Here is a 20,253-nt window from a genome sequence, read left to right as displayed (position 1 = left end):
TCTACAGGGGGCTGTAATGAGTAAGGAGTTAGTAGCGTTTGCGCTTGTCGCAGAGGAGTACGAAAAGACTGGCGATCCCTTACGGGGCCTGCAGCCGCTATTCGCTCCTCTGCTTATGGATTGCAAAGGGCAGCTGTTCAATCCAGAAAAGTTCTCTGCCGATTTTACAGAGGCTTATGGTCTCCAGATGAGCGCTTTCGTAGCGAGTGCGCTAGCCGAGAGAATGGAAGAATTAGGCTTGCTTGTGCGGAGCCATGATAGAAATACCGGAACCAGCTACGCTGTAGCTGAGTTCGAATGGGCCGCGGAGCCAATTGCCGAGGCGCAGGTTGAGAACACAATAAATTTCTTCGTCGAGTGGGCAGTGGTTCGAGCGTCCGAATATGGAAAAATATTCGATAACGCTGTATTAGAAGAGGCAATGCTATCCCGACTGGCCAGGCCGGAATTCGCGTCAATCTTCGTTCAAAACGACGGCGATAAGAATAGCCGTCTGCGCAAAATGATGGGTGTTGCTGCGGTAGATTTTAATGCAAAGGATGAGGCTTTTCTGGACTATCTGGTTGCATCTTTCATCTTGCATTCTGAAGCAAATGCACCTTCGATATTTGATTCGATATCGCTAGTTTCATACGGATCTCTAATTGCAGATGCTGTTGCAGGTCTGGCGGTCCCCGTTAGGCCACAAACTGGTGAGAAGCAGTTAAGAATTGTGCTTGATGCGCCTCTGGTGCTAGATTTGCTTGATTTGAACTCTCCAGCCCACCGCCAGTACGCGGCAGGATTACTGGAGATCGCGAAAAGTTCCGGAATGATGCTCGCAATTTTCGATCACTCGCTCGAAGAGATGCGGCAAACCATTCAAGCAACTCTTGAGGCAAGTGCAAGGGGGGAAGGGTATGGCCCCATGGCACATCGATTCAAGACTGAGAATGGAAAGCGGTTAAATGCGACCTTGATCCGAGATCACTTGCGCGAGCGAGTGACCGATCTTGGATTCACCGTAATGCGAGCGGAGTTGTATCGAGAGGCCCGGTTTATTAAGTGGTTCCCGGAGGAGCGTGTCGATCAGGTAAGAAATGCAATTGGCGATCTTCATGAGCATCTTGATGCGCGTGTTAGAGATGCGGAAAGTGTTGCCGCGGTTGCGAGACTTAAAGGGGAACGGTCTGAAGCTGGCTCGCTTTTTGATTCGGGTTCAATATTCATCACTCGCAACTCAGTTCTGTGCAAGAGAGTTAATCGTGTTCTATCTCGCGGACGCAGTGGGCCAAGTCCGACCTTCACTATTGCCACTGACGGCCAGATTGTTGGGGTGCTCTGGTTCGTGAGCGGCATGCAGGGGGTGGAGTTGTCTAGAAGGCGACTCATCGCCAACTGCTCTGCGGCTGTGCTCCCAAAACGGGAGTTAATTTCTCGAATCTCATCCATGCTCGAAGGAATAGCGCCGGAGCTTAGGCAAGAATTTGAAGTGCTCATGGCCGATAGTCGAGCAAGCCTTTGCGTAATGCGCCTAACGGCTGGGGACCTTGATCTGATTGATAGGGATAAATCAATCGAGTTGATCGAGGAAATGAGAGCGGAACTTGCTGCCCCTGCGATAGAGCGTGCCGAGGCCGCGGAGGCCCACGCCTCAGCCGTCGAGAAAGAGACGTCGACCAAAATCAATGACGTAGAGCGACTTTTGCAGCAGGAGAAGGCTTCTGGCCTACGCCTAGTGGGGGAGAAAGAGGGCCAGATTCAGGGTGTCAATGCAGAGCTTGTTCAGTTGCGGCTGGAGCTTGAAGCTGAAAAGCGACGGAATGAAGAGGCTGAGGCCAATGCTGTCGCTGAAAGGACTGAAAGAAAGCAGCGCATTAGTGAGTTGGAACTTGCATACAGTGAAAAAAGCAATGGGCTTGTGAGGAGAGTAAAGGTTCTGATTCTGCTCTTGGCGGCCATTATTATAATGGCCGCCATCAGTCAGGATGCAGCAATGTGGATGAGGGTGGGGGGCGCGGTTATATCGATACTTTCCCTTGGTGTGTTTTTGCGATTCGCAGAGGATGCCTTAGTTAAGTTTTCTCGATGGTATTTTAGGGAGGATAGAATCGCAATTTCGGAGCTTAGAAGGGCTGCTGATCGGTAGCTTTAATATGGTGCTAATTTGCGAAAAATTGTGAATGGATTTAGCAATTTTATACGCGGCATCTATGAGCTTGATAGATCAACAGGAGCGGACGATCTCCCATCTTCCGGACCATCGCGCATGGTGTTCATCGGATTGTAGAAAATCCTCTGATCACAGAACGTTGGATGTTCCTTTGTCGGAGGTGGCTATTACAGCCCCCTCGTTGAAATACCCCAGCCGGTCGCTACTAGACGCTTTCTAACCTCACGACGCCCTTGCCATCCCGGCAAGGGCAAGCCCTGCAGGAGGTCCAACATGTTTACGCCGTGGGAGGTCGAACCCGATGACGCGCGCCCGAAGCGAAATCCCTACGCCCGCCCCCACGCAGCTACCGCGTAGGCGCGCTACGCATTCAGCGGCACCCGCTCGCGCTTTGGCAGACGGCGCTTAGCAGCGCTTCTCATGTTGAGCTTCGTCGCCTTGCACGCGCGATAGATGCGCATCGGATTCGAGTCCGGTCGTTTCTTGCGGAGTTGAGCCTGTACTTCCAGAAACCTCGGCTGGGCTGCTCCTCGACCGATTTGACCAGGGCGGAGATCAGTTCCGCATCAAGCGCAGTCGAATCTGGTGGCGGCAAATATCATGCCGCACGAGACATACCCATGTAACCGCACGACCCGCTCCGGGACCGTGCATGCACGTCGGTGAGCAGACTCACAGCATCAGGCTTCTGACCCGGCCGTACAGACCCTCTGCGATCAGCTCCTTCGATGCTGCTGGGCTGTCGAGCGCCATCTCCGCGGACATAGGTTTGAGCCTGGCGTTCTCACCTTCAAGATCCTTAACGCGCCGAAGCTCGGATGCTTTAAGCCCACCGCATTTGCTCCTCCGCCGCTAAGACGTCGCTGCGCCGATGCCGGACTGGCGGCGTGGGCCCTTCACCGCTAGCTCGGCACCGTCCTGCTTGGGATCGAGATGATCTGCGTCTCGGTGAGTTTTGATGTGCGCATCCAATTTCTCGACTGGTGAGGAAGATGCCAGATATTTTCACGTATCGGGTGTCTGAATACAGTGGCGAAGCCAAAGGGTCATTGATGAAGGCTATGGCGTTCCGATACTGTGACGCAATTGGCCCATTTCCTGCGCGGCCACCAGACAGCGGCTAGGAGCTTCATATGACAGATCAGTTGCCAGGCCAAGAAGCCCAGGACCTAAGGGGCATGCTTGGCACGATCCTTCGCACGTACCAGCAGGCGCGATCTGAAGTCAGCTTTGGCGGAGAGAATGAAGTCTCAGAAGTCTTTCGGGAGCTAAGAGAGGCAGTCGAGAGCATTCCGACTGTTGCCGGCAACGAGCACCTAAAGGTGGTAGCGAGCTACGGCAAGGGCAACTGGGCAACGATCCCTTGGCTGTCAATCCTTGATCGACGAGAGACGACCACCACTCAGCGTGGTGTCTATGTGGTCTATCTCTTCAGCGAGGCAGGGGACGGGGTCTACCTTACTCTCGCCCAAGGAGTCACCGAGCTCGAGTCACTTCATCGCAGGGAGGCTGTTAGGAAGCTCAATGACCGCGCAGATGGGCTGAGGACTCTCATTCCCAGCCTTGCTGAAGCGGGCTTCGACTTCTCCGCGGGCATAGATCTCCGCTCCAAGGGCAGCAAGGCGCGTATGTATGAAGCGTCGACGATCGCGTCCAAGTACTACGGTGTGGATGAACTCCCCTCCGATGAATCGCTGATCGCCGATCTCGACGCTGCTCTGCAGGCTTACGGCGCAGTCGTCGATGCTCACAAGGACCGGGTGGCGCCAGGGCTAGAAAGGCGCGTTGCCCTCGTGGGGACATGGGGGACAATCTCTCGGGACTTTAGCTCTGTACGAGAGAGCATAGACAGCAATGGTGGATGGGCGAGCGGCTGGACATTCAGGCTCCGAGAGGGCGTTCGTGACGAGCTCTCCAGAGGTTTCACGCTTTACATCAATGGCGGCAGGCGGCAGATCGTCGCCAGGGCGCGCGTGGGCGCGCTCCGCTGCGCGCCGTCTGCGGATGGAATGGCCAATCCATGGCCCGCGCTACCGGGGACCCACGACGAAGGAAATCGATTCAACGATAGCGCCAACGGCGCTTACAAGACGTGGTTCAAAGTCGAGGCCATCGAGTCCATTGCCCCATTCCCGGTAGAAGAATTGGACCTGGTAGACGGGTTCTCTACATCTCTCAGCGTGGTGAATCAAAATGCATTCGGCTACGTTTACGAGAGACTCATAGACTCATACCCCGGCGCCGATGACGGCCGAGATGCTGCCGGCGCGGACGAATCGACCATTTCAGCCGAGCCCGAACCGGATCTGGACATGTCATGGTTGGCGGCTGAGACGCTCCTCACCGAAGAAGCACTTGGCAGCATGATCGATTGTCTGCGCGGGAGTCAGCCACAGCTGATTCTGGCGGGCCCACCCGGCACAAGTAAAACCTGGGTGGCCCAGAAGCTTGCAACCTACCTGACCAACGGTCGTAAGGGTGCGGTGCGACTGGTGCAGTTCCATCCCAGCTACACGTACGAGGCATTCATCGAAGGTTTGCGCCCAGTAGCATGTCCTTCGGGCGTTTCGTTCGATGTGACCGCTGGCGTAGTGCTGCAGGTAGTGCGTGATATGCACAAGGGGGGACATCTCAACGATCCAGACCACCCTTACGTCATCATCATGGATGAGGCAAATCGGGCAAATCTCCCTCGGGTGATGGGCGAGCTTCTGTATCTTCTTGAGTATCGGGATCAGGCAATCAGTCTCCAGCTCTCCAAAGAGTTCAAGCTTCCTTCCAACCTGATGTTCATCGCAACGATGAACACCGCCGATCGCAGCATTCGCTCCATAGATGCGGCGATGCGGCGCCGTTTCGAGATTTTCGAGCTCGCACCGGATGCGGAAATGCTGGAGCGCTACTTCAGCTCCATAGCTCTACCCTCAGCAGCCGTGATAGAAGGGCTGTCCAGGCTCAATGGGCATCTCACAAGGGATCTGGACCGACACCACACCATCGGCCATTCCTTCTTCATGCGCAATGACATGTCCCCAAAAGTTCTACGGGAAGTCTGGATGCGAAAGCTGTTGCCCCTCATTGAGGAGTACTACTACGATCAGCCGGACGGCATGGGTTCCCTGAGCGTCAACCAGTTGTGGCCTGACTATGCTGACTGAAGTGGTTCTCGAGGAAAATCGAGAATGCTCCGTTCGGTTATCAGATCAGCAGGTCCAGGCGTTAGAGGAAATTGGTCGTCGGATGGCCGGCCGCCTAAACTGGTGGGGCTCAAAGTCCAAAACGAATGCCGACGGTAGCGGTAACCCGGATGAACAAGCATCAGTGGTTAGCGTCAGGTATCGGCCTAATGGCACGCACCTAGTGAAATTTAGGAACGTAGTGGGCGTAGTTCGTTTGGGCGACCTACAGCTCCAGGTTGTGCCCAAGATCCCGCTGAGCCACTTCTGCCACCTCATGGGGAGGTCTGAGGTGGCGCCGAGAGTGGATGATTCACCAACTCGTATCGGCAGCTCGCAAGAATTGCGGGAACTGGTCTGTAGATGGCTGCTGGCGGAAGCCGAGCGCGTGCTAAGGCTTGGGCTGCATAGGGACTACAGCGAGTACGAGGATGAGCTCTCTGAGGTGAGAGGCTCCGTACAGCCTGTACCCACGATGCTGGCAAACCTCTCTGGTCGAGTCGCGGTTCACTGCACCTATTCAGAGCTAGACGAAGACGCGGCGATCAATCGCCTGATGAAGGCGAGCTGTGCAGCCGTTGCTGCGGACCCGGCTATCGACTTGTCCCAGAGACGGCAGGCGCGCCGTCTCGTACTGGCGATGGGTCCTGTGGGTGTCCTACGTGAATCCGACTGGCGATTCCAAGCGACACGTCTGCATGCACGCTACTCACGGGTACTGCCGCTTGCGAAGCTAGTTCTGGCGTCACGAGGAGCATCCATGGAAGCGGGAAATGTCGCGGGGACCTGCTTCCTGATCCCAACGCCAGGCATCGTGGAGAGCGGATTGCGCAACATTCTCGCAAACGCGCTATCACCGATTGATGTCAGGAAGCGGGGGCTCCGGTTGACGGAAGGTGGAATCACGCTCAATCCAGATCTCGTTGTGGACGGAGGTCGCATCGTGGGGGACGTCAAATACAAGTACTTCGGCGGCGACTGGGACCGTGCTAGCTTCAATCAGATCGTGGCATTCGCATCTGGCTTTGAGGCAGAGAGAGGCTTCATCGTCGGCTTCAGGCACAGGGAGGATGGCTTGGTACCCTTGCCAGCCGCAATCGGAAAAATTCGGGTGAGGAAGTTTGCGTGGGTGGCGTCATCTGGGACAGACCCTGTGCTGAGCGAAGGCGTGCTCGCTGAAGAGATCCGAACTTGGATCAGCGTGTAAGCCTACGAGTTCAGCCGCGCCAAGTTCCTAGGGCTGGCGTCGTAGTGACCAGAATGAGTCCATCCGAACCAAGTCGTAGTCCTCCCCAAACGCCAGCGCTGCCTCCCACGCTGGAAGGTCCATGTAACACGCAAGCAGAGATTCATCCATTCCGGCGTCCGAGTGGTCGATGGCAAAGAACTCCTGCATTGCCTCATCAAACGCCCGCAGCCACTCCCCATCAATCTTGGTCATCCAACCACCTCGCGAAAGAGGGCGAAGGATGCGCGGAAGCGATCCCACAGGCTGCGACTGCTGCCTTTCGACTCCCTGCGCAGGCGCTTATCTACACACCCTGCTACCATTCTCCGGCATTCCAGCCAGCCATCCCACGCACCACCATGCGGGGCCGGCCGTCACATGTACGGCCCAGCGAGCCAGGACACCCTCCCGTGCCCCTTCAAGGAAGCTCGCATGTACCGCAATTCCGTAATCCGCTCGGCCGCTCTGGCCCTCGCCATCTCCCTGAGCCTTGGCGCCCCGTCCGCGTTCGCCGCTGATCAGGCCACCGCATCCGCCAGCAGTACCGCCGTCCAGCGTAAAGCCGTCGCTCAGGGCCTCTATGAGCTGGCCTTCAGCCCCAAGCAGAACGCCGTGTTCGTCGCCTCCTCGGGCGGCTTCGGTGACGCCGCTGGTCCCTCCCAGGTCCTGCGTCTGAACCCGGAAACCCTGGCCGTCGAAACCACCATCCCGCTGGAGCGCAAGGCCTTCGGTGTGGTGCTGGACGATGCAAACAACCGCCTGTACGTCGGCAACACCGTCGATACCTCGGTCACCGTGGTCGACACCGCTACCAACAAGTCGGTCGGCATCGTGCAGCTGATGGAAAAGAAGGTCGGCAAGGACGGCAAGGCCGCCTACACCCACGATCTGCGCGAGCTGGTCGTCGATGGCGCGAACAACCGCCTGTACGTCACCGGTCATTCGGGTGAGGGCAGCGTGCTGTTCGTGGTGGATACGCAGTCGCTGAAGGTCATCAACACCATTCCGGGCCTGGGCAACGCCAAGGCACCGGGCCTGGCACTGGATGCCAAGGCCAAGCGCGTGTACACCTCCAACCTGCTGGCCGAGGTCGTCACCGTTGGCACGGACAGCGGCAAGGTCGAGCAGCGCTTCAAGGTCAGTGCCGAGCAGCCTATGAACATCGCGCTGGATCCGGCCGGCAAGCGCCTGTTCGTGACCGACCAGGGCTCGGAGATGATCCGCAAGTACCAGGCCAGCAGCTCGGGCTTCGAATCTAAGCATCCGGGCCAGCGCGTGCTGGTGCTGGACCGCACGACCGGCAAGGAACTGGCCAGCATCCCGACCGACGCCGGCCCGCTGGGCATCCTGCTGGACGCACCGCGCAAGCGCCTGTACGTGACCAACCGCGATGGTGGCACCGTCACCGCATACAACAGCGATAGCTACAAGCAGGTGGCGACGTACGCGGTGCCGACGCACCCGAACAGTCTGGCGCTGGATGCCAAGAAGAACGTGCTGTACGTGACCGTCAAGAACGGTGACAGCGAGCCTAAGGGCAGCGAAGAATCTGTTGCGCGGATTGCGCTGTAACGTGTTGTAGCTGGACCAAGGGCCGGCCGCCTCGCGCGGCCGGTCCTGTATTCGCTGCGTCGGAAGCTCTATTCCCGCGCGCCGTGATGCGAGACTGGCGCAAAGCCCTCGGCGTCGGCCCCAATCGTCATCAAATATCCCGCTTCCGCCGCACGTAATACCCCCGCCCCTCCCCAAACACCACACTCAACGCTTCCACCTTCCCGAACGCATCCCGATGGAACTCGATCTCCAGCCCATCGATATCCGGTGACACAAACCGATTCGGCGACACCGGCAGCACGCGCCCATCGCGCTTCGTCCCAGCCACACCGACGCGCACCTCCCCACCAGCCACCTTCACCTCCAACGCCGGGATGTCGAAGATGTCGGCCAACGCACGGCGTTGCGCCATCGGCACGCTCTCGTCCTGCTCGAACACCCCGGCATAGTCCGCATACCGCGGCTCGCGCAGGTCCAACGCAACCGTGCGCACGGCAGGATTCACCCCACGCCCGATCGCATCCGACAGTGCATTGCGGATCTCCGTCGCGAGCGCGGCGCCATTCTCACCATTGGTAAGAATCACAAAGCCATCGCCCGTCTCCAGATACCCCTCGATCCACGCCCGGTAACTGTCGTTGGAGCCGCCATGGTGGAAGATCCGGGTCTGCCCGGTACCGTCCAGACGCGGGCCAAGGCCGTGCCAGCTCGGCGAGACCTCGGTCATCATGTCGGTCGCGATGGGGTGCGGCAGGAAGTTGCCCTGGCCACGGTAGCTGGCGGTCAGGGCGGCGACGAACGCGGCCAGGTCGTTGGCGCTGGTCCACAGGCCCGAGGCGCCCTGTTCGGGGAAGGACTGCCAGCCGCGCGGCAGGGCGGTGGGCTTGCCGTCGCCGTCATGCGCTTTGGCAATGTTGTCGGTGTTGGTGGGCGGATCGGTGAAACGACTGCGCTGCATATGCAGTGGCTCGAAGACCTGCCTGCGTGCGAGCGTGTCCAGCGGCTGGCCGGTCACATCTTCGAGCACAAGCTGTTCCACCATCACGCCGCCGCCAGAGTAATCGCCCCGTTCGCCGGGTGTATGGATCAGACGTACGGGTTTGTTCTTGGCCGGGGCGATGCCGTCCAGTGTCTGCAGCAAGGTGGGCAGCGGCTCGCCGGGCAGGTAGTCGGCGAAACCATGGACGCCGAGCCCGGCGGTGTGCGACATCAACATGCGCAGGGTCAGCTGCGGTGCCGGCACCGACGGGGTAGCCGGGACTTTCCAGCTGCGCAGGTAGGTGGCGATGTCCCGGTCCAGCGCGAGGGTGCCGTCGGCGACCAATCGCAGTGAGGTGGCGGCCGTAACCACCTTGCTGACCGAGCCGACCGAGAACAGCGTGTCGGCATTCACGGCAGCCTGCGTGCCCGCCTCGCGCGTACCGTAGCCGGCGCTGTGCACGAGCTTGCCGTCGCGCAGAACGGCGATCGCAACGCCCGGGACATGGTGCTGGGTCATGCGTTCCTGCAGCGACCAGTGCGGCAGCCCGGTATCGGCCGGCACCACGGTGGGGCGCAGGCCGGAGGCGAGCGCCGTGCGAATCGTCGCGTCTTCGCGGTCCGCCGCCGCGCCGGGGCCGGCAAGCAGCAGTAGCAGCGCGGCACACAATGACGCGCGCAGCAGGCCGTACTGAGCGCGGTGGAATCGCAATGGTGTGGATGCCTGCGGAGTGGATGCGTAAGCCATGCGATACCTCATGAGGGGGGCGATGGGCGAAAGACAGGCGTGCGCGTGCACGCCGCAGAGAGGGGCGATACGGTGCAGCGAAAGAGGTATTGCGTGGCAGGCGATGGCGGCGGAGGCCATCGCACCGATCAGCGTCACCCGTGGGGAGTGCGGCCGGTCAGCGTCTGCCGGCGACCGCACCACGCTGGGTGAGGTAGTCACGGACGCGATCGTTGCGTGCCTGGTTCAGCGGCGAGCGCCACTGCCCGAAATCGGCCACCACGCCCAGGTTGACGTCGGCACCGTGCTCGACCAGATAGGCCACGGTGTCGACGTCACCGGAGCGGGCCGCATTGATCAGCGGGGTTTCGTCGTAGGCGACGATGCGGTTGACGTCGGCCCCGGCGCCGACCAGACGCTCCACTACCGGCAGATGACCGCGACGTGCCGCAGCGATCAGCGGATTGCCATCGCCGCGCGAGGCCAGGTCGGGTTGCGCGCCGAGCACGAGCAGGGCGTCGACCATCGCCAGTTCGCCGTGCTTGGCGGCGACGATCAGCGCGGTGCCGTCGCCACTGACCTGCGTGTCCACGGCAACACCCGCCTTGACCAGCTGCTGCACGCGGGAGATGTCGCCGTTGCTGGCCGCGCTGAGCAGCTGCTCGGCGTGCGGCGAGACGGTGCGCGACGTGGTGGCGGTCTCGTTCTCTGCAATGACGATCGCGTTGCCCAACCGCGGCGTAGCGGCCACGGTGACACCAACATGCGCGACCAGCGCAACCGCACACAGTGCGCCCCAGCCGAAGCGCGTTGTCCAGCGGGTCGAGCGCGTGTCCAGGCGCAGCAGCCCATCGATGCGCTGGCTCAAGCCACTGCGGGTGGCGGACATGCCGACGGCCAGTGGCGCGCTGCGCCCGCGCTGCGTCATCAGTCCGGCGATACCGGCCAGCAGGGAATCGGCATAGCCGCGGCCACTGCCGGTGCGCAACGCGGCCTGCTCATCGCAAGCCATCTCGCGGGCGAGATCCAGCCGACGGCCCAGCAGGTGCAGGAACGGGCTCCACCAGTACACGGCGAGCAGTGCACGCTGTGCAGCGGTGATCCACAGATCATGCCGACGGATATGGGCGGCTTCATGCAGCAGCAGATCACGCAGCGCGGCCGGGGGCAGGGTGGATGCCATGGTGGTCGGCACCAGAATGCGCGGCGACCACAGGCCAACCACCATCGGGCCCGGGGCGATATCGGATAGTGCAACGCTGGCACCCGCAGGCAGTTCTCCACCCAGCAGCGCTTCGTGCTGGGGCGAATGCCGCGCGCTGCGATGCAGGCGACGCGCTTGCCATGCGCCTTGGCCCAAGCGGGTCAGGCCCCAGAGCGTGCCGAGCAACCAGATCAGTACGGCGCCGTGCAGCAGGGTCGGCGTGGTGGAGGCGGGGATCGTGTTGGTGATGCCGTCCACTTTCTGCGCGACAACCGGCACTGGAGCCTCAGTCGCTAAGGGCAGTACGGCCTGCTGCGCGACCTCGACAGTCGTCGGCGCGGTGCGAGGCAGCAGGACCAACAGCGGTGATGCCGCAGCCAGCACAAAGGCCACGCAGAGTGCCCAGGAGCGCGCTTCTGCATTGATCCGGCTGCGCCCCACTACAAGGGCAGCCAGCGCGAACAACAAGGCGCTCTGCCAGAGGTGTTGCACGGCCATCGTCGTCACGGCTTGGATCCAATGCACGGTCATTTGGGCGTCCTCGAAGGAGATGCGTCGTCCACGCGCTGCTGCAGCGCTTTGAGCTCGTCAGCGTCCATGTCGTGCTCATCGATCAGGTGCTGGGCCAGCACGCTGGGCGAATCGTTGAAGAAGGACTTGAGCAGATTCTCCAGCGCCTGCTTGCGCGCGTCGCTGCGGGTGATCGCGGCGCTGTAGATGAAGGCGCGACCCTCGCTGCGATGGTGGACCAGTCCCTTCTTGTCCAGCACCTTGAACATGGTCAGCACGGTCGTATACGCGACCGACTTCTTCCTGGACAGCTCATCGGTGACCTCACGTACGGACGCCTCCTTCTTCTTCCAGAGCACCTCCAGAATGCGGCGTTCGGCGTCGGTCAGGGCAGGCGATACGGGGCGGGCCATGGCTATCTACTGGTTCGTTAGTTGGTGCCCGCATCGTGCGCCCGACGGATCGGGCAGGTCAACTATGTAATTAGTAATGGCCGGCCTGCGCGGCGAACCATGGCTCCGCCGGCCACGTCGCCGGCACGCATCTATGGGGTGTCATGGCCACGCAACAGCGCGCAGCTGGCACAGCACTCGCTCTCCGGCCTCTGCCGCAGAGCAGCACGCAATGCCGCATGGGCTGCAGGATGCGCACCAAGGCCATGCAACAACAACGTAAGTGCCAGCCCACAGCAGGCGTTTCCGGACGCGCAGGGTTCCACACGATGCGCAGCCTCCGGCGTGATCTCATGACAGTCCATGTACCGGTTCCCAGCGTCGACGATGCCCCATCGCAACTATCGTCCGCTACCGTCTCAGATGCTGAGATCGTGGGCGAATGATGCCAGCATCGCGCCGCTGAACGCCCCGGCAGGTATCAGTCAGCCCTGTGCACGTCACGTCAGCGACATCGCGCTTTCTTTCACGGCTCACCCAACCCCGTCTCCCTAGGATCGAACCTTCCTTCCCCATCGCTCCAAGGAGTTCCCATGGCTGCTTCCCGCGTTCGCCTGCACGTTGAAGATTCCGGTGGTACCGGCCGCCCGGTGGTGCTGATCCACGGCTGGCCGCTGTCGGCCGAATCGTGGAAGGCCCAGGTCTCCGCGCTGCGCGAGGCGGGCTACCGCGTGGTGGCCTACGACCGCCGTGGCTTCGGGCGTTCGGACAAGCCGGCCGACGGCTACGAGTACGACACGCTCGCCGATGATCTGGCCGGTGTGCTCGAGGATCTGGATCTGAAGGATGCCACCCTGGTCGGCTTCTCCATGGGCGGTGGTGAAGTGGCGCGCTATGTCGCCAAGCACGGCGAGTCGCGCCTGCACAGCGTGGTGTTCGCCTCGGCGGTGCCGCCCTACATGCTCAAGACCAGCGACAACCCCGAGGGCCCACTGACCCAGGAAAAGGCCGATGAAATGCGCGAAGGCCTGGAGAAGGACCGTGACACGTTCTTCGATGGCTTCACCAAGGATTTCTTCAGCGCCAACGGCGAGCTCAAGGTCAGCGAGGAAGAACGCCAAGCCGCCATCAAGCTGTGCCAGCAGTCCGATCAGACCGCCGCGCTGGGCTGCATGAAGGCCTTCGGCACGACCGATTTCCGCGGCGACCTCAAGAAGGTCACGGTGCCGACCCTGGTGCTGCATGGTGACAGCGATGGCACAGTCCCGTTCGAGGGCTCGGGCAAGCGCACCCATGCGGCCATCGCGGGCAGTGAGGTGGTGGTGCTGAAGGACGCGCCGCACGGCTGCAATGCCAGCCATGCCGATGCGTTCAACAAGGCGCTGCTGGACTTCCTAAAGAAGTAAAGGGCCGGGGCACTTCGAGGTGGCCAAAGGCGTCGACGCTTTTAGGTGTCGACGCCAAGGCAAAAGAATAGATGTCGCTCAAGAAGAGAAATCCACCGCCGATAGTCCTTGTGCACATGGAACATAGGAACGCGCGGTGGACCAGGGAAACTTGGATGTATGGAAGACTTTGATCGCCGGCCTTGGCGTCATTATCACGCTGCTGGTGAGTGCGTGGAAAGTTAGAAAAGACCTGCACGGTAGAAGAACTCAACTCAGAGATGATTTTCGCTTTGCGCTCGAGTTCGAAAAATCGAAGTCGGAAATGACAATGTCTCCATTGATGGAGGAGCGAGGCTATTGGGCTCTCATCGGTCGAACCGATGTCCCCTACCGCGTGGCCAAGCATCTTGTCTCATTGGATGAACCTGCACTGGCTCTCCGATTCTATCCTTCCGCCGAGCCCCGCCTCAAATTCGACACAGAGAGCGGAAGCTTCAGCTTCAAAGGCTTCTACGCTAGTTCGGCTTTCAGAATGGTGATTAGTGTCGGCACCTGGATCGCTTTCGTGGTTTTGTACCTAATTGCCACCTCTCCTTTGATGCTGCATGCGCTCAAGGTAGTCACTGCCTCACAGGCATGGGGGCTGGCGGCGCTGACGATACCTGTCTTCTTATCACTATCAATCTTTTCTCTAAGGTTCGGAGTCGGAGTGAAACGAGCTGAGCGATTGATGGAACTGCAGGCGACTGCAGCGCTTCCCAGCGCTAGGCACATGCCTGCCGAGGTAACCAACGTCGCCACTTCGAGTTCTGCAGCCAAGAGGGCGTCTACAAAGAGGCTCGCTGCTGAGAAAACGGTTGCTAGGAAGACTGCCGCTGAGGCTGCTCCTATAAAGGCGCGACCTAAAAAACCGGCTATCGCCTCGCCGCGAGCACCCCATCCATCGCCAGTTCGGCCTTGAAGCCTGCCTTTTCCAGACGCTTGGCGACCTCGCGCGGCACGTCGCGGCCGCTGGTCAGTTTGTTCGGCGCGCCGGTGTAGTGGAACATCCGGCCGCCCTTGCGGATGACGCGCGCGAGCTGGTCATAGAACACCTGTGAATACAGTTCGCCGGCGATGCCGAAGCGCGGCGGATCGTGCAGGATCGCGTCGACCGAGGCGGTCTCCAGCGCTTCGATCTCCTGCGACACATCACCCTGGCTCAGCGCCAGACGACCGCCGCTGCTGTCCGCGTCCGGATCGGGCGACCACGGATTGAGCGTGCGCAGCCACAGCACATCCGGATTCTTCTCGAACGAGCGGATACGGGTGACCCCACCTTCCAGGCAGCACGCCGCGAAGTAGCCCAGGCCGCCGCAGGTATCCAGCACCGTCTTGCCGGCCGGCGCGATCAGCGCGACCTTGCGGCGGGCATCCTCGAACGGGGAGACCTGTGCGCTGGGCAGCATCTTGATGCCGTCGATCTCGAAGGTCGGCGCGTCCCAGTCGGTCGGCACCAGCTTGATCAGCGCCGAGCCGAAGCGCGAGATCGCCAGGAACTCCTCGCCGTCCCAGTAGTACAGGGTGCGGTCCTTGGTCTTGCCGGGATAGGCGTAGGTCTGACCCTTCCACTGCCAGTGGTCGGCCGCCAGCGTGGCGGTGCCGGTGGAGCGGCCGAGGTCGAGCGAGCCGGTCCATTCCCCGGTGCCGGCATCGCGGGCGCGGGTCAGGCTCTCGGCGAGCGGGCGGGTCAGCAGGGGGCCGGTGTAGTGGGGCACGGGATCTCAGGCCGCGGCGCGAGCGCCAGACGGTGTGGCAGTCAGGGGTGGGCATCGTACCTGAGAAGCCACTGGCCGGCCGTCATGCGGTCCGTTCATGACGGGAGCCCGACCCTTGGATGCGCTGCGCTCCGAGGTGCTCACAGGGAGTGCACTGATTGTGGCTCGGCCTGGCGCTTTGGATACTTGGGCCATGTCCTACGACCACATCCTCTGGCCGACCGGCACCGCCTACTTCTTCAGCGCGCACCTGCGCGATCGCAGCAGCAGCCTGCTGGTGGAACAGGCGCAGACCCTGCGATTGGCGTTCCGGGTGGCGCAGCAGGCGCGGCCGTTCCGGATCAACGCGATCGTGGTGCTGCCGGACCATCTGCACGGGGTGTGGACGCTGCCGGAGGGCGATGAGGAAGGCCATCGGCGCTGGGCGCAGATCCAGGCGATCTTTGACCGCCAGTTGCCGATGGGCGAGCCGCGGCTGCAGCTCCGGCGTGATCGCAGCCTGCGGCCGCTCTGGCACAACGGCTTTCGCGAGCATCGGATCGTCGACGCCGAAGACCTGCAGCGGCATGTGGCGTATGTGCACCACAACCCGGTCAAGCACGGGCATGTGCGTGATGCGACGCAATGGCCATACAGCTCGATCCATCGTGGCCGCCGCGAGCCGGAAGAGGGCGGCTGACGGATGGGAGTGGGGGTTTGCCCGCGGAAGTGTGCGGCAGGCGATATCGGGGGATGAGGGTGGCGGACCGGGCTACTGGTGCGGGCATGCGGTGGGCCGCAGCCAACATCAGTGGCCCGGTAGGCGGGCGCGACGCACGTTGGCGATCAGGGGCACTTCACCGCGAATACCGGCCCGGCGCCGATCAGGACCAGCGCCATGTAGTCGCTGTCCTTGGCCTTGCCCTTGAGCGTGGCCCCCGGGTTGAACTTGAAGATGCCGAAGCCGCCACCGGGGCGCACCAGGGCCTTGTTGATCTGATCGGCATCGTCGCGGAAGAACTGGGCGATCTCGGCGCGGCTGGATTCCTGCAGCGGTGTGGCGTCGCGCTGCCATTGTTCATCGCGGTTGAAGGACACGTAGTACTGCCCCTGCTGCTGCTCGATGCGGAATTCCGCCGGCTTGCGCGCGTGAGTGGAGAAGCAGCCGAGCATCGGATCGGACGAAAACACGCCGACGCTGTTGTCCTTGCCGCAGCCGGTCAGCAGGAGCGGGGAGAGGAGGAGCAGGCTGGTCAGTACGCGCATGGCGGATCCTGGCGACGGGTGTTTCAGCATTGTCCAACACCGCATGAAAAGAGGCCGTCTGTGTGCGTCGCGGACGATGGTGTACGGTGATGCGATTCTCAGGAGACACCCCGTGCCGCCCGATTCTCCGCAAGTGCCGCGCTCACCGTCGACGGTGCCGATCTCGGCTCAGCGACTGCCGCTGCTCGGCCTGGTCAGCTTCCTGGGCCTCCCCGTCGGGGCCGCCGCCGCCCACATCGCCACCGCCGCCAACCACGGTGTCACCGCCGGCGCCAGCACCACAGGCGTCTCCATCGGCGTCCTCGCGTCAGCGGCCGTGGGCCTGATTGCCACCGTGGGCTCTCGCGTGCGCCAGGAACGCTGGCCGTGGCTGGGCATCATCGGCGCGGTACTCAGCGCCGCGCCGCTGGTGCTGTTCCTGGTCGGGATGATGTTCAAGCACTGAACCGAGCAGGCCGCTCAGTGCCGGTGCCGCCGCCAGGCGTTCCACACATGCGTGCTGGCCAACAGGAGGCTGCCGACCACCGTCATCGGGGTCTCGGCCTCATGGCTCGGCCAGCCCATCGCACCGGCCAGCAGCAACAGCAGCCCGACCAGCGCGGCGGCCATCGCCAACACGGGCAGGCGGTGCTGGCGGTGCGCGCGCCATAGCGCGAAGCCGGTCACCGGCACGGCGATGGCCACGAACAGGGCATGCACCCACTCGGCCTCGGCCCACACGCCCAGCAGCGGGAGCATCGCCGCGAGCAGCGGCAGGGCCAGGCAGTGCAGCAGGCATAGGCCGGACAGCGCGATGGCGCCGGCATCCAACAGGGCAGAGGATCGCTTCATGGGGCGTGGGGGTCTTGGTCTGTGAATGTTATATAGTAACATTTCAATTCCACTTCTGACCTGCTCCGCCATGACTGCCTCTGCTGCCCTTCGTGATTCCCGTCTGCCGGTGACGGTGCTGTCCGGCTTCCTCGGTGCCGGCAAGACCACCGTGCTCAATCAGCTGCTGCGCAATCGCGAGGGTCGCCGGGTGGCGGTGATCGTCAATGACATGAGTGAGATCAACGTCGATGCGCAGCTGGTCCGCGAGGGTGGCGCCGCACTCAGCCGCACCGAGGAGACGCTGGTGGAGTTCAGCAACGGCTGCATCTGCTGCACGCTGCGCGATGACCTGCTGCTCGAGGTGCGGCGGCTTGCGGCGGAGGGACGCTATGACTATCTGTTGATCGAATCGACCGGGATCGCCGAGCCGATGCCGGTCGCGGCGACCTTCTCGGTGCGCGATGAGGCCGGCTTCAGCCTCAGCGACATCGCGCGGCTGGATACGCTGGTGACGGTGGTCGATGGCGCGCAGTTCCTGCACGACTTCGGCTCCAGCGATCGGCTGATCGACCGCGGGCAGCAGGCGGGTGAGGACGACGACCGCGGTGTGGTCAACCTGCTTGCCGAGCAGATCGAGTTCGCCAACGTGATCGTGGTGAGCAAGTGCGATCTGATCGATGACGACACGCTGCAGTCCACGCTGGCCGTGCTGCGTGCAATGAACCGGGACGCGCGGCTGGTGTTGTCCGAACATGGCAACGTGCCGCTGCACGAGGTGCTCGATACCGGCCGCTACGACTTCGTCAAAGCGCAGTTGGCACCGGGCTGGATGCAGGCGCTGCGTGGTCAGCACACGCCGGAGACCGAGGAATACGGCATCACCAGTTTCGTCTACCGCTCGCGCCGACCGTTCCATCCGCAGCGCTTTGCACGCTTGCTGGAAACCGGGCTGGGCAGCGTGATCCGCAGCAAGGGCTTCTTCTGGCTGGCCAACCGCATGGACTCGGTGGGCGAGCTCTCCAGTGTCGGTGCGGCCACGCAGACCTCGGTCGCGGGGGTCTGGTACGCCTCGCGCGAGCGCATGGAGGCGGGCTTGGAGAACACCGTGCCCGAGCTGTCACCCACGCGCGTGCCCTACACGGATATCGGCTGGGCCCGCCAACAGACGGCGTGCTGGACCGCGCCGCTGCCCAGCGTGGAGCAGGTTGGCGATGCCGGTGAGTACCAGGCGATGCGCAGGCTGTGGCATCCGTGGTGGGGCGACCGCCGCCAGGAACTGGCGGTGATCGGCGTGGCGATGGACGAGCACGCGGTGCGTGCCGAGCTGGATGCCTGCCTGCTCAACGATGAAGAACTGCGCGCCGGCCCGCTGTTGTGGCAGTTGTTGCCGGACGCTTTCCCGGCGTGGGCGCGCGCGTAGCCGCCGGCGCTACACCGGCGTCAGCTGCCAGCCCTGATCAGATGCGCGCAGGGTATGGCTCAAGCCGACCGCCTCCAGCAGCGCGGCATCGTGCGAGACGATCATCAACGTGCCGGTGTACTGACCGAGCATCTGCTCCAGCGCGCCCAGCGAGGGCAGGTCGAGGTGATTGCCGGGTTCGTCGAGCAGCAGCAGTTGTGGCGGCGTCTGCGCGTACAGCACCGATGCCAGCGCCGCCTTCAATCGTTCGCCACCGCTGAGCGTGGGCAACGGCCGCAGGCTGCGCTCGGCATCCAGGCCGAGCAGGGCCAACTGCGTGCGCAGCGTACCTTCGTCGGCCAACGGATGCGCGCGCTGCAGTAGTGACAAGGCCGAGGCGTCGTCCGGCAGCATCGTGAGGGACTGATCGAGCAGGGCGACGCTGGCCGCCACCTCGACGTGCCCCGACACCGGCACCAACGTGCCGGCCAGCAGCCGCAGCAGCGTGGATTTGCCGCTGCCGTTGCGGCCCTGCACGCCGATCCGCTGGCCGCGCTGAACCGTGAGATCCAGCGTCTTCCAGGGCGCCTGCACCCACGGCAGTTCGGCGGCGACGAGCTCGGCCACGCGCTGGGGGCCCGGCTGGCTGATCACCGGGGCAAGCAGGGCGATCTCGATGTCCTGCTCCACCTCGCCGGCGGCCTCGCGCACGCGCGCGTCCAGTTCGGTACGGCGCTCGCTCTGCTGTGTTTGCCAGCGGCCGGCACTGTGCTCGCTGCGGTTCTTCATGCCACCGAGCAGGATCGGCGCCTGGTTGGCGGTGCGTGCCTCGCGTGTAGCGCGCGCTTGCCGATGCGCCATCTTCTCGCGCTGATCGCGCAGCTCGGTCTGCTGCTGGCGGCGCTCGCGCTTGCGCAGGGCCAGCTGGGCATCCGCGCTGCGCCGCTCGTCCTGCTTCTGTTCGGCGTAGAGATCGTAGTTGCCGCCGTACTGGCGCAGCCCGCCGGGTGACAGTTCGACGATGCGCGCCATGTGCCGCAGCAGCATGCGGTCGTGGCTGATCACGATCAGGCCGCCGTGCCAGCGCTGCAGCGCCTCGATCAGGCGCGCACGATGGGCGGCGTCGAGGTGGTTGCTGGGTTCATCCAGGATCAGCCCCTCGGCACCGGACAGGAGCGCACCGGCCAGCGCGACCTGCATCGCCTGGCCCCCACTGAGCGTGGCCGCCGGGCGTAGGGGATCCAGCGCGGGCAGCCCGAGCAGCTGCCACTGCGCCTGCAACTGCTCGCGGAGGTCCCAGCGCTCACCCACGCGGGTGAAGTCGTCCGGATCCACGCTGCCGGCTTCGATACGGTGCAGGGCGTCGAGCACCGCGCCGACGCCGGCCAGATCGGCGATGCGGCCTTCAGGCACGCCGCTGTGCTGCGTGAGCAGGTGCACCGGCCCGCTGCGCAGGATGCGGCCGGCGGTGGGCGTCAGATCGCCGCTGAGCAGGTGCGCGAGCCGGCTTTTGCCCACGCCGTTGCGCCCGACCAGGCCGGTCGGGGTGCCGTCGAACGCGGCGGACAGTTCGGAAAACAGGACCCGGCCGTCGGGCAGGGTATGCGTCACGCGGTCGAGCGTGAGAGCGAATGCGGTCATGCGACCTCCATTGGATGCCAAGGACTCCCCTCCTGCGGAACAGGTGGGTGGAGACGGGCCGTCAGACGACGGCGGCATCAATGGCGCAT

17 protein-coding genes are annotated in these 20,253 nt (G+C 62.7%); 9 read left to right on the top strand and 8 right to left on the bottom strand.

Annotated features, from left to right (window positions below; all coding sequences use genetic code 11):
- Positions 1-16: 16 nt before the first annotated feature.
- The 3 genes from ABE546_RS13580 to ABE546_RS13570 all read left to right on the top strand — a co-directional run bounded on the left by ABE546_RS13580 (position 17) and on the right by ABE546_RS13570 (position 6,535).
- A complete protein-coding gene (locus ABE546_RS13580; RefSeq protein ID WP_346464065.1) occupies positions 17-2,128 on the top strand; it encodes a hypothetical protein in 2,112 nt (703 codons plus the stop codon).
- Positions 2,129-3,330: 1,202 nt separating this feature from the next.
- Positions 3,331-5,310 (top strand): DUF3578 domain-containing protein, encoded by a 1,980-nt coding sequence (locus tag ABE546_RS13575; RefSeq protein WP_346464063.1) that lies wholly within the window; start codon positions 3,331-3,333, stop codon positions 5,308-5,310.
- Positions 5,300-6,535, top strand: coding sequence for a hypothetical protein (locus tag ABE546_RS13570; protein ID WP_313211636.1), 1,236 nt, complete (start codon positions 5,300-5,302; stop codon positions 6,533-6,535). Before ABE546_RS13575 ends, ABE546_RS13570 begins: the two co-directional genes overlap by 11 nt.
- 27 nt (positions 6,536-6,562) lie before the next feature.
- Here ABE546_RS13570 and ABE546_RS13565 read toward each other — a convergent pair whose 3' ends face one another.
- On the bottom strand, positions 6,563-6,769 hold the full coding sequence (locus tag ABE546_RS13565; RefSeq protein WP_046272879.1) for a hypothetical protein: 207 nt from the start codon (positions 6,767-6,769) through the stop codon (positions 6,563-6,565).
- Between the two features lie 219 nt (positions 6,770-6,988).
- Between ABE546_RS13565 and ABE546_RS13560 the strand changes: the two genes are divergently transcribed.
- Positions 6,989-8,128, top strand: a complete 1,140-nt coding sequence (locus tag ABE546_RS13560; RefSeq protein ID WP_346464061.1) for a YncE family protein — start codon at positions 6,989-6,991, stop codon at positions 8,126-8,128.
- A 130-nt stretch (positions 8,129-8,258) separates the two neighbouring features.
- Here ABE546_RS13560 and ABE546_RS13555 read toward each other — a convergent pair whose 3' ends face one another.
- Genes ABE546_RS13555 through ABE546_RS13545 form a run of 3 tightly spaced genes read right to left on the bottom strand, consistent with a single transcriptional unit; the run spans position 8,259 to position 11,942 of the window.
- Positions 8,259-9,974 (bottom strand): serine hydrolase domain-containing protein, encoded by a 1,716-nt coding sequence (locus tag ABE546_RS13555; protein WP_346464060.1) that lies wholly within the window; start codon positions 9,972-9,974, stop codon positions 8,259-8,261.
- Between the two features lie 19 nt (positions 9,975-9,993).
- Positions 9,994-11,517: an ankyrin repeat domain-containing protein gene (locus ABE546_RS13550; RefSeq protein WP_346464111.1), complete on the bottom strand. Its 1,524-nt coding sequence runs from the start codon at positions 11,515-11,517 to the stop codon at positions 9,994-9,996.
- A gap of 29 nt (positions 11,518-11,546) precedes the next feature.
- A complete protein-coding gene (locus tag ABE546_RS13545; protein ID WP_346464059.1) occupies positions 11,547-11,942 on the bottom strand; it encodes a BlaI/MecI/CopY family transcriptional regulator in 396 nt (131 codons plus the stop codon).
- Between the two features lie 572 nt (positions 11,943-12,514).
- Between ABE546_RS13545 and ABE546_RS13540 the strand changes: the two genes are divergently transcribed.
- Together ABE546_RS13540 and ABE546_RS13535 are read left to right on the top strand one after the other, a co-directional pair.
- Positions 12,515-13,327 (top strand): alpha/beta hydrolase, encoded by an 813-nt coding sequence (locus ABE546_RS13540; protein WP_346464057.1) that lies wholly within the window; start codon positions 12,515-12,517, stop codon positions 13,325-13,327.
- A 136-nt stretch (positions 13,328-13,463) separates the two neighbouring features.
- Entirely contained in the window at positions 13,464-14,270 is an 807-nt protein-coding gene (locus tag ABE546_RS13535) for a hypothetical protein (RefSeq protein ID WP_346464055.1), read from the top strand.
- On the opposite strand, the gene ABE546_RS13530 is transcribed toward ABE546_RS13535, so the two are convergent.
- Positions 14,224-15,066 (bottom strand): MnmC family methyltransferase, encoded by an 843-nt coding sequence (locus ABE546_RS13530; protein WP_346464053.1) that lies wholly within the window; start codon positions 15,064-15,066, stop codon positions 14,224-14,226. The two genes, ABE546_RS13535 and ABE546_RS13530, sit on opposite strands and share 47 nt — an antisense overlap.
- 193 nt (positions 15,067-15,259) lie before the next feature.
- Here ABE546_RS13530 and ABE546_RS13525 point away from each other — a divergent pair, with 193 nt between their 5' ends.
- Positions 15,260-15,745 (top strand): transposase, encoded by a 486-nt coding sequence (locus ABE546_RS13525; RefSeq protein ID WP_346464052.1) that lies wholly within the window; start codon positions 15,260-15,262, stop codon positions 15,743-15,745.
- A gap of 146 nt (positions 15,746-15,891) precedes the next feature.
- On the opposite strand, the gene ABE546_RS13520 is transcribed toward ABE546_RS13525, so the two are convergent.
- Positions 15,892-16,311 carry a hypothetical protein gene (locus ABE546_RS13520; RefSeq protein ID WP_346464050.1) on the bottom strand — a complete coding sequence of 140 codons (420 nt, stop codon included), beginning with the start codon at positions 16,309-16,311 and terminating at the stop codon, positions 15,892-15,894.
- A 112-nt stretch (positions 16,312-16,423) separates the two neighbouring features.
- Here ABE546_RS13520 and ABE546_RS13515 point away from each other — a divergent pair, with 112 nt between their 5' ends.
- Complete coding sequence (locus tag ABE546_RS13515; protein ID WP_346464048.1) at positions 16,424-16,756, top strand: hypothetical protein; 333 nt, start codon at positions 16,424-16,426, stop codon at positions 16,754-16,756.
- Between the two features lie 14 nt (positions 16,757-16,770).
- On the opposite strand, the gene ABE546_RS13510 is transcribed toward ABE546_RS13515, so the two are convergent.
- On the bottom strand, positions 16,771-17,142 hold the full coding sequence (locus ABE546_RS13510) for a MerC domain-containing protein (protein ID WP_346464046.1): 372 nt from the start codon (positions 17,140-17,142) through the stop codon (positions 16,771-16,773).
- A gap of 70 nt (positions 17,143-17,212) precedes the next feature.
- Between ABE546_RS13510 and ABE546_RS13505 the strand changes: the two genes are divergently transcribed.
- Positions 17,213-18,544, top strand: a complete 1,332-nt coding sequence (locus tag ABE546_RS13505) for a GTP-binding protein (RefSeq protein ID WP_346464044.1) — start codon at positions 17,213-17,215, stop codon at positions 18,542-18,544.
- 9 nt (positions 18,545-18,553) lie between these two features.
- Here ABE546_RS13505 and ABE546_RS13500 read toward each other — a convergent pair whose 3' ends face one another.
- Entirely contained in the window at positions 18,554-20,164 is a 1,611-nt protein-coding gene (locus tag ABE546_RS13500) for an ABC-F family ATP-binding cassette domain-containing protein (protein ID WP_346464042.1), read from the bottom strand.
- Positions 20,165-20,253 lie beyond the last annotated feature (89 nt).

This window comes from Stenotrophomonas sp. TWI377 (assembly GCF_039674525.1).
Classification (GTDB): domain Bacteria; phylum Pseudomonadota; class Gammaproteobacteria; order Xanthomonadales; family Xanthomonadaceae; genus Stenotrophomonas.
The sequence above is the reverse complement of the archived record's forward strand: the minus strand, read 5'-3'. Positions and strand labels throughout refer to the sequence as shown.

Coding starts and splice junctions, on each gene's coding strand:
- ABE546_RS13550 (WP_346464111.1), bottom strand. CDS start 11,517: ATGGCCGTGCAACACCTCTGGCAGAGCGCCTTGTTGTTCGCGCTGGCT.
- ABE546_RS13565 (WP_046272879.1), bottom strand. CDS start 6,769: ATGACCAAGATTGATGGGGAGTGGCTGCGGGCGTTTGATGAGGCAATG.
- ABE546_RS13570 (WP_313211636.1), top strand. CDS start 5,300: ATGCTGACTGAAGTGGTTCTCGAGGAAAATCGAGAATGCTCCGTTCGG.
- ABE546_RS13510 (WP_346464046.1), bottom strand. CDS start 17,142: ATGAAGCGATCCTCTGCCCTGTTGGATGCCGGCGCCATCGCGCTGTCC.
- ABE546_RS13560 (WP_346464061.1), top strand. CDS start 6,989: ATGTACCGCAATTCCGTAATCCGCTCGGCCGCTCTGGCCCTCGCCATC.
- ABE546_RS13575 (WP_346464063.1), top strand. CDS start 3,331: ATGCTTGGCACGATCCTTCGCACGTACCAGCAGGCGCGATCTGAAGTC.
- ABE546_RS13520 (WP_346464050.1), bottom strand. CDS start 16,311: ATGCGCGTACTGACCAGCCTGCTCCTCCTCTCCCCGCTCCTGCTGACC.
- ABE546_RS13580 (WP_346464065.1), top strand. CDS start 17: ATGAGTAAGGAGTTAGTAGCGTTTGCGCTTGTCGCAGAGGAGTACGAA.
- ABE546_RS13540 (WP_346464057.1), top strand. CDS start 12,515: ATGGCTGCTTCCCGCGTTCGCCTGCACGTTGAAGATTCCGGTGGTACC.
- ABE546_RS13545 (WP_346464059.1), bottom strand. CDS start 11,942: ATGGCCCGCCCCGTATCGCCTGCCCTGACCGACGCCGAACGCCGCATT.
- ABE546_RS13500 (WP_346464042.1), bottom strand. CDS start 20,164: ATGACCGCATTCGCTCTCACGCTCGACCGCGTGACGCATACCCTGCCC.
- ABE546_RS13505 (WP_346464044.1), top strand. CDS start 17,213: ATGACTGCCTCTGCTGCCCTTCGTGATTCCCGTCTGCCGGTGACGGTG.
- ABE546_RS13525 (WP_346464052.1), top strand. CDS start 15,260: ATGTCCTACGACCACATCCTCTGGCCGACCGGCACCGCCTACTTCTTC.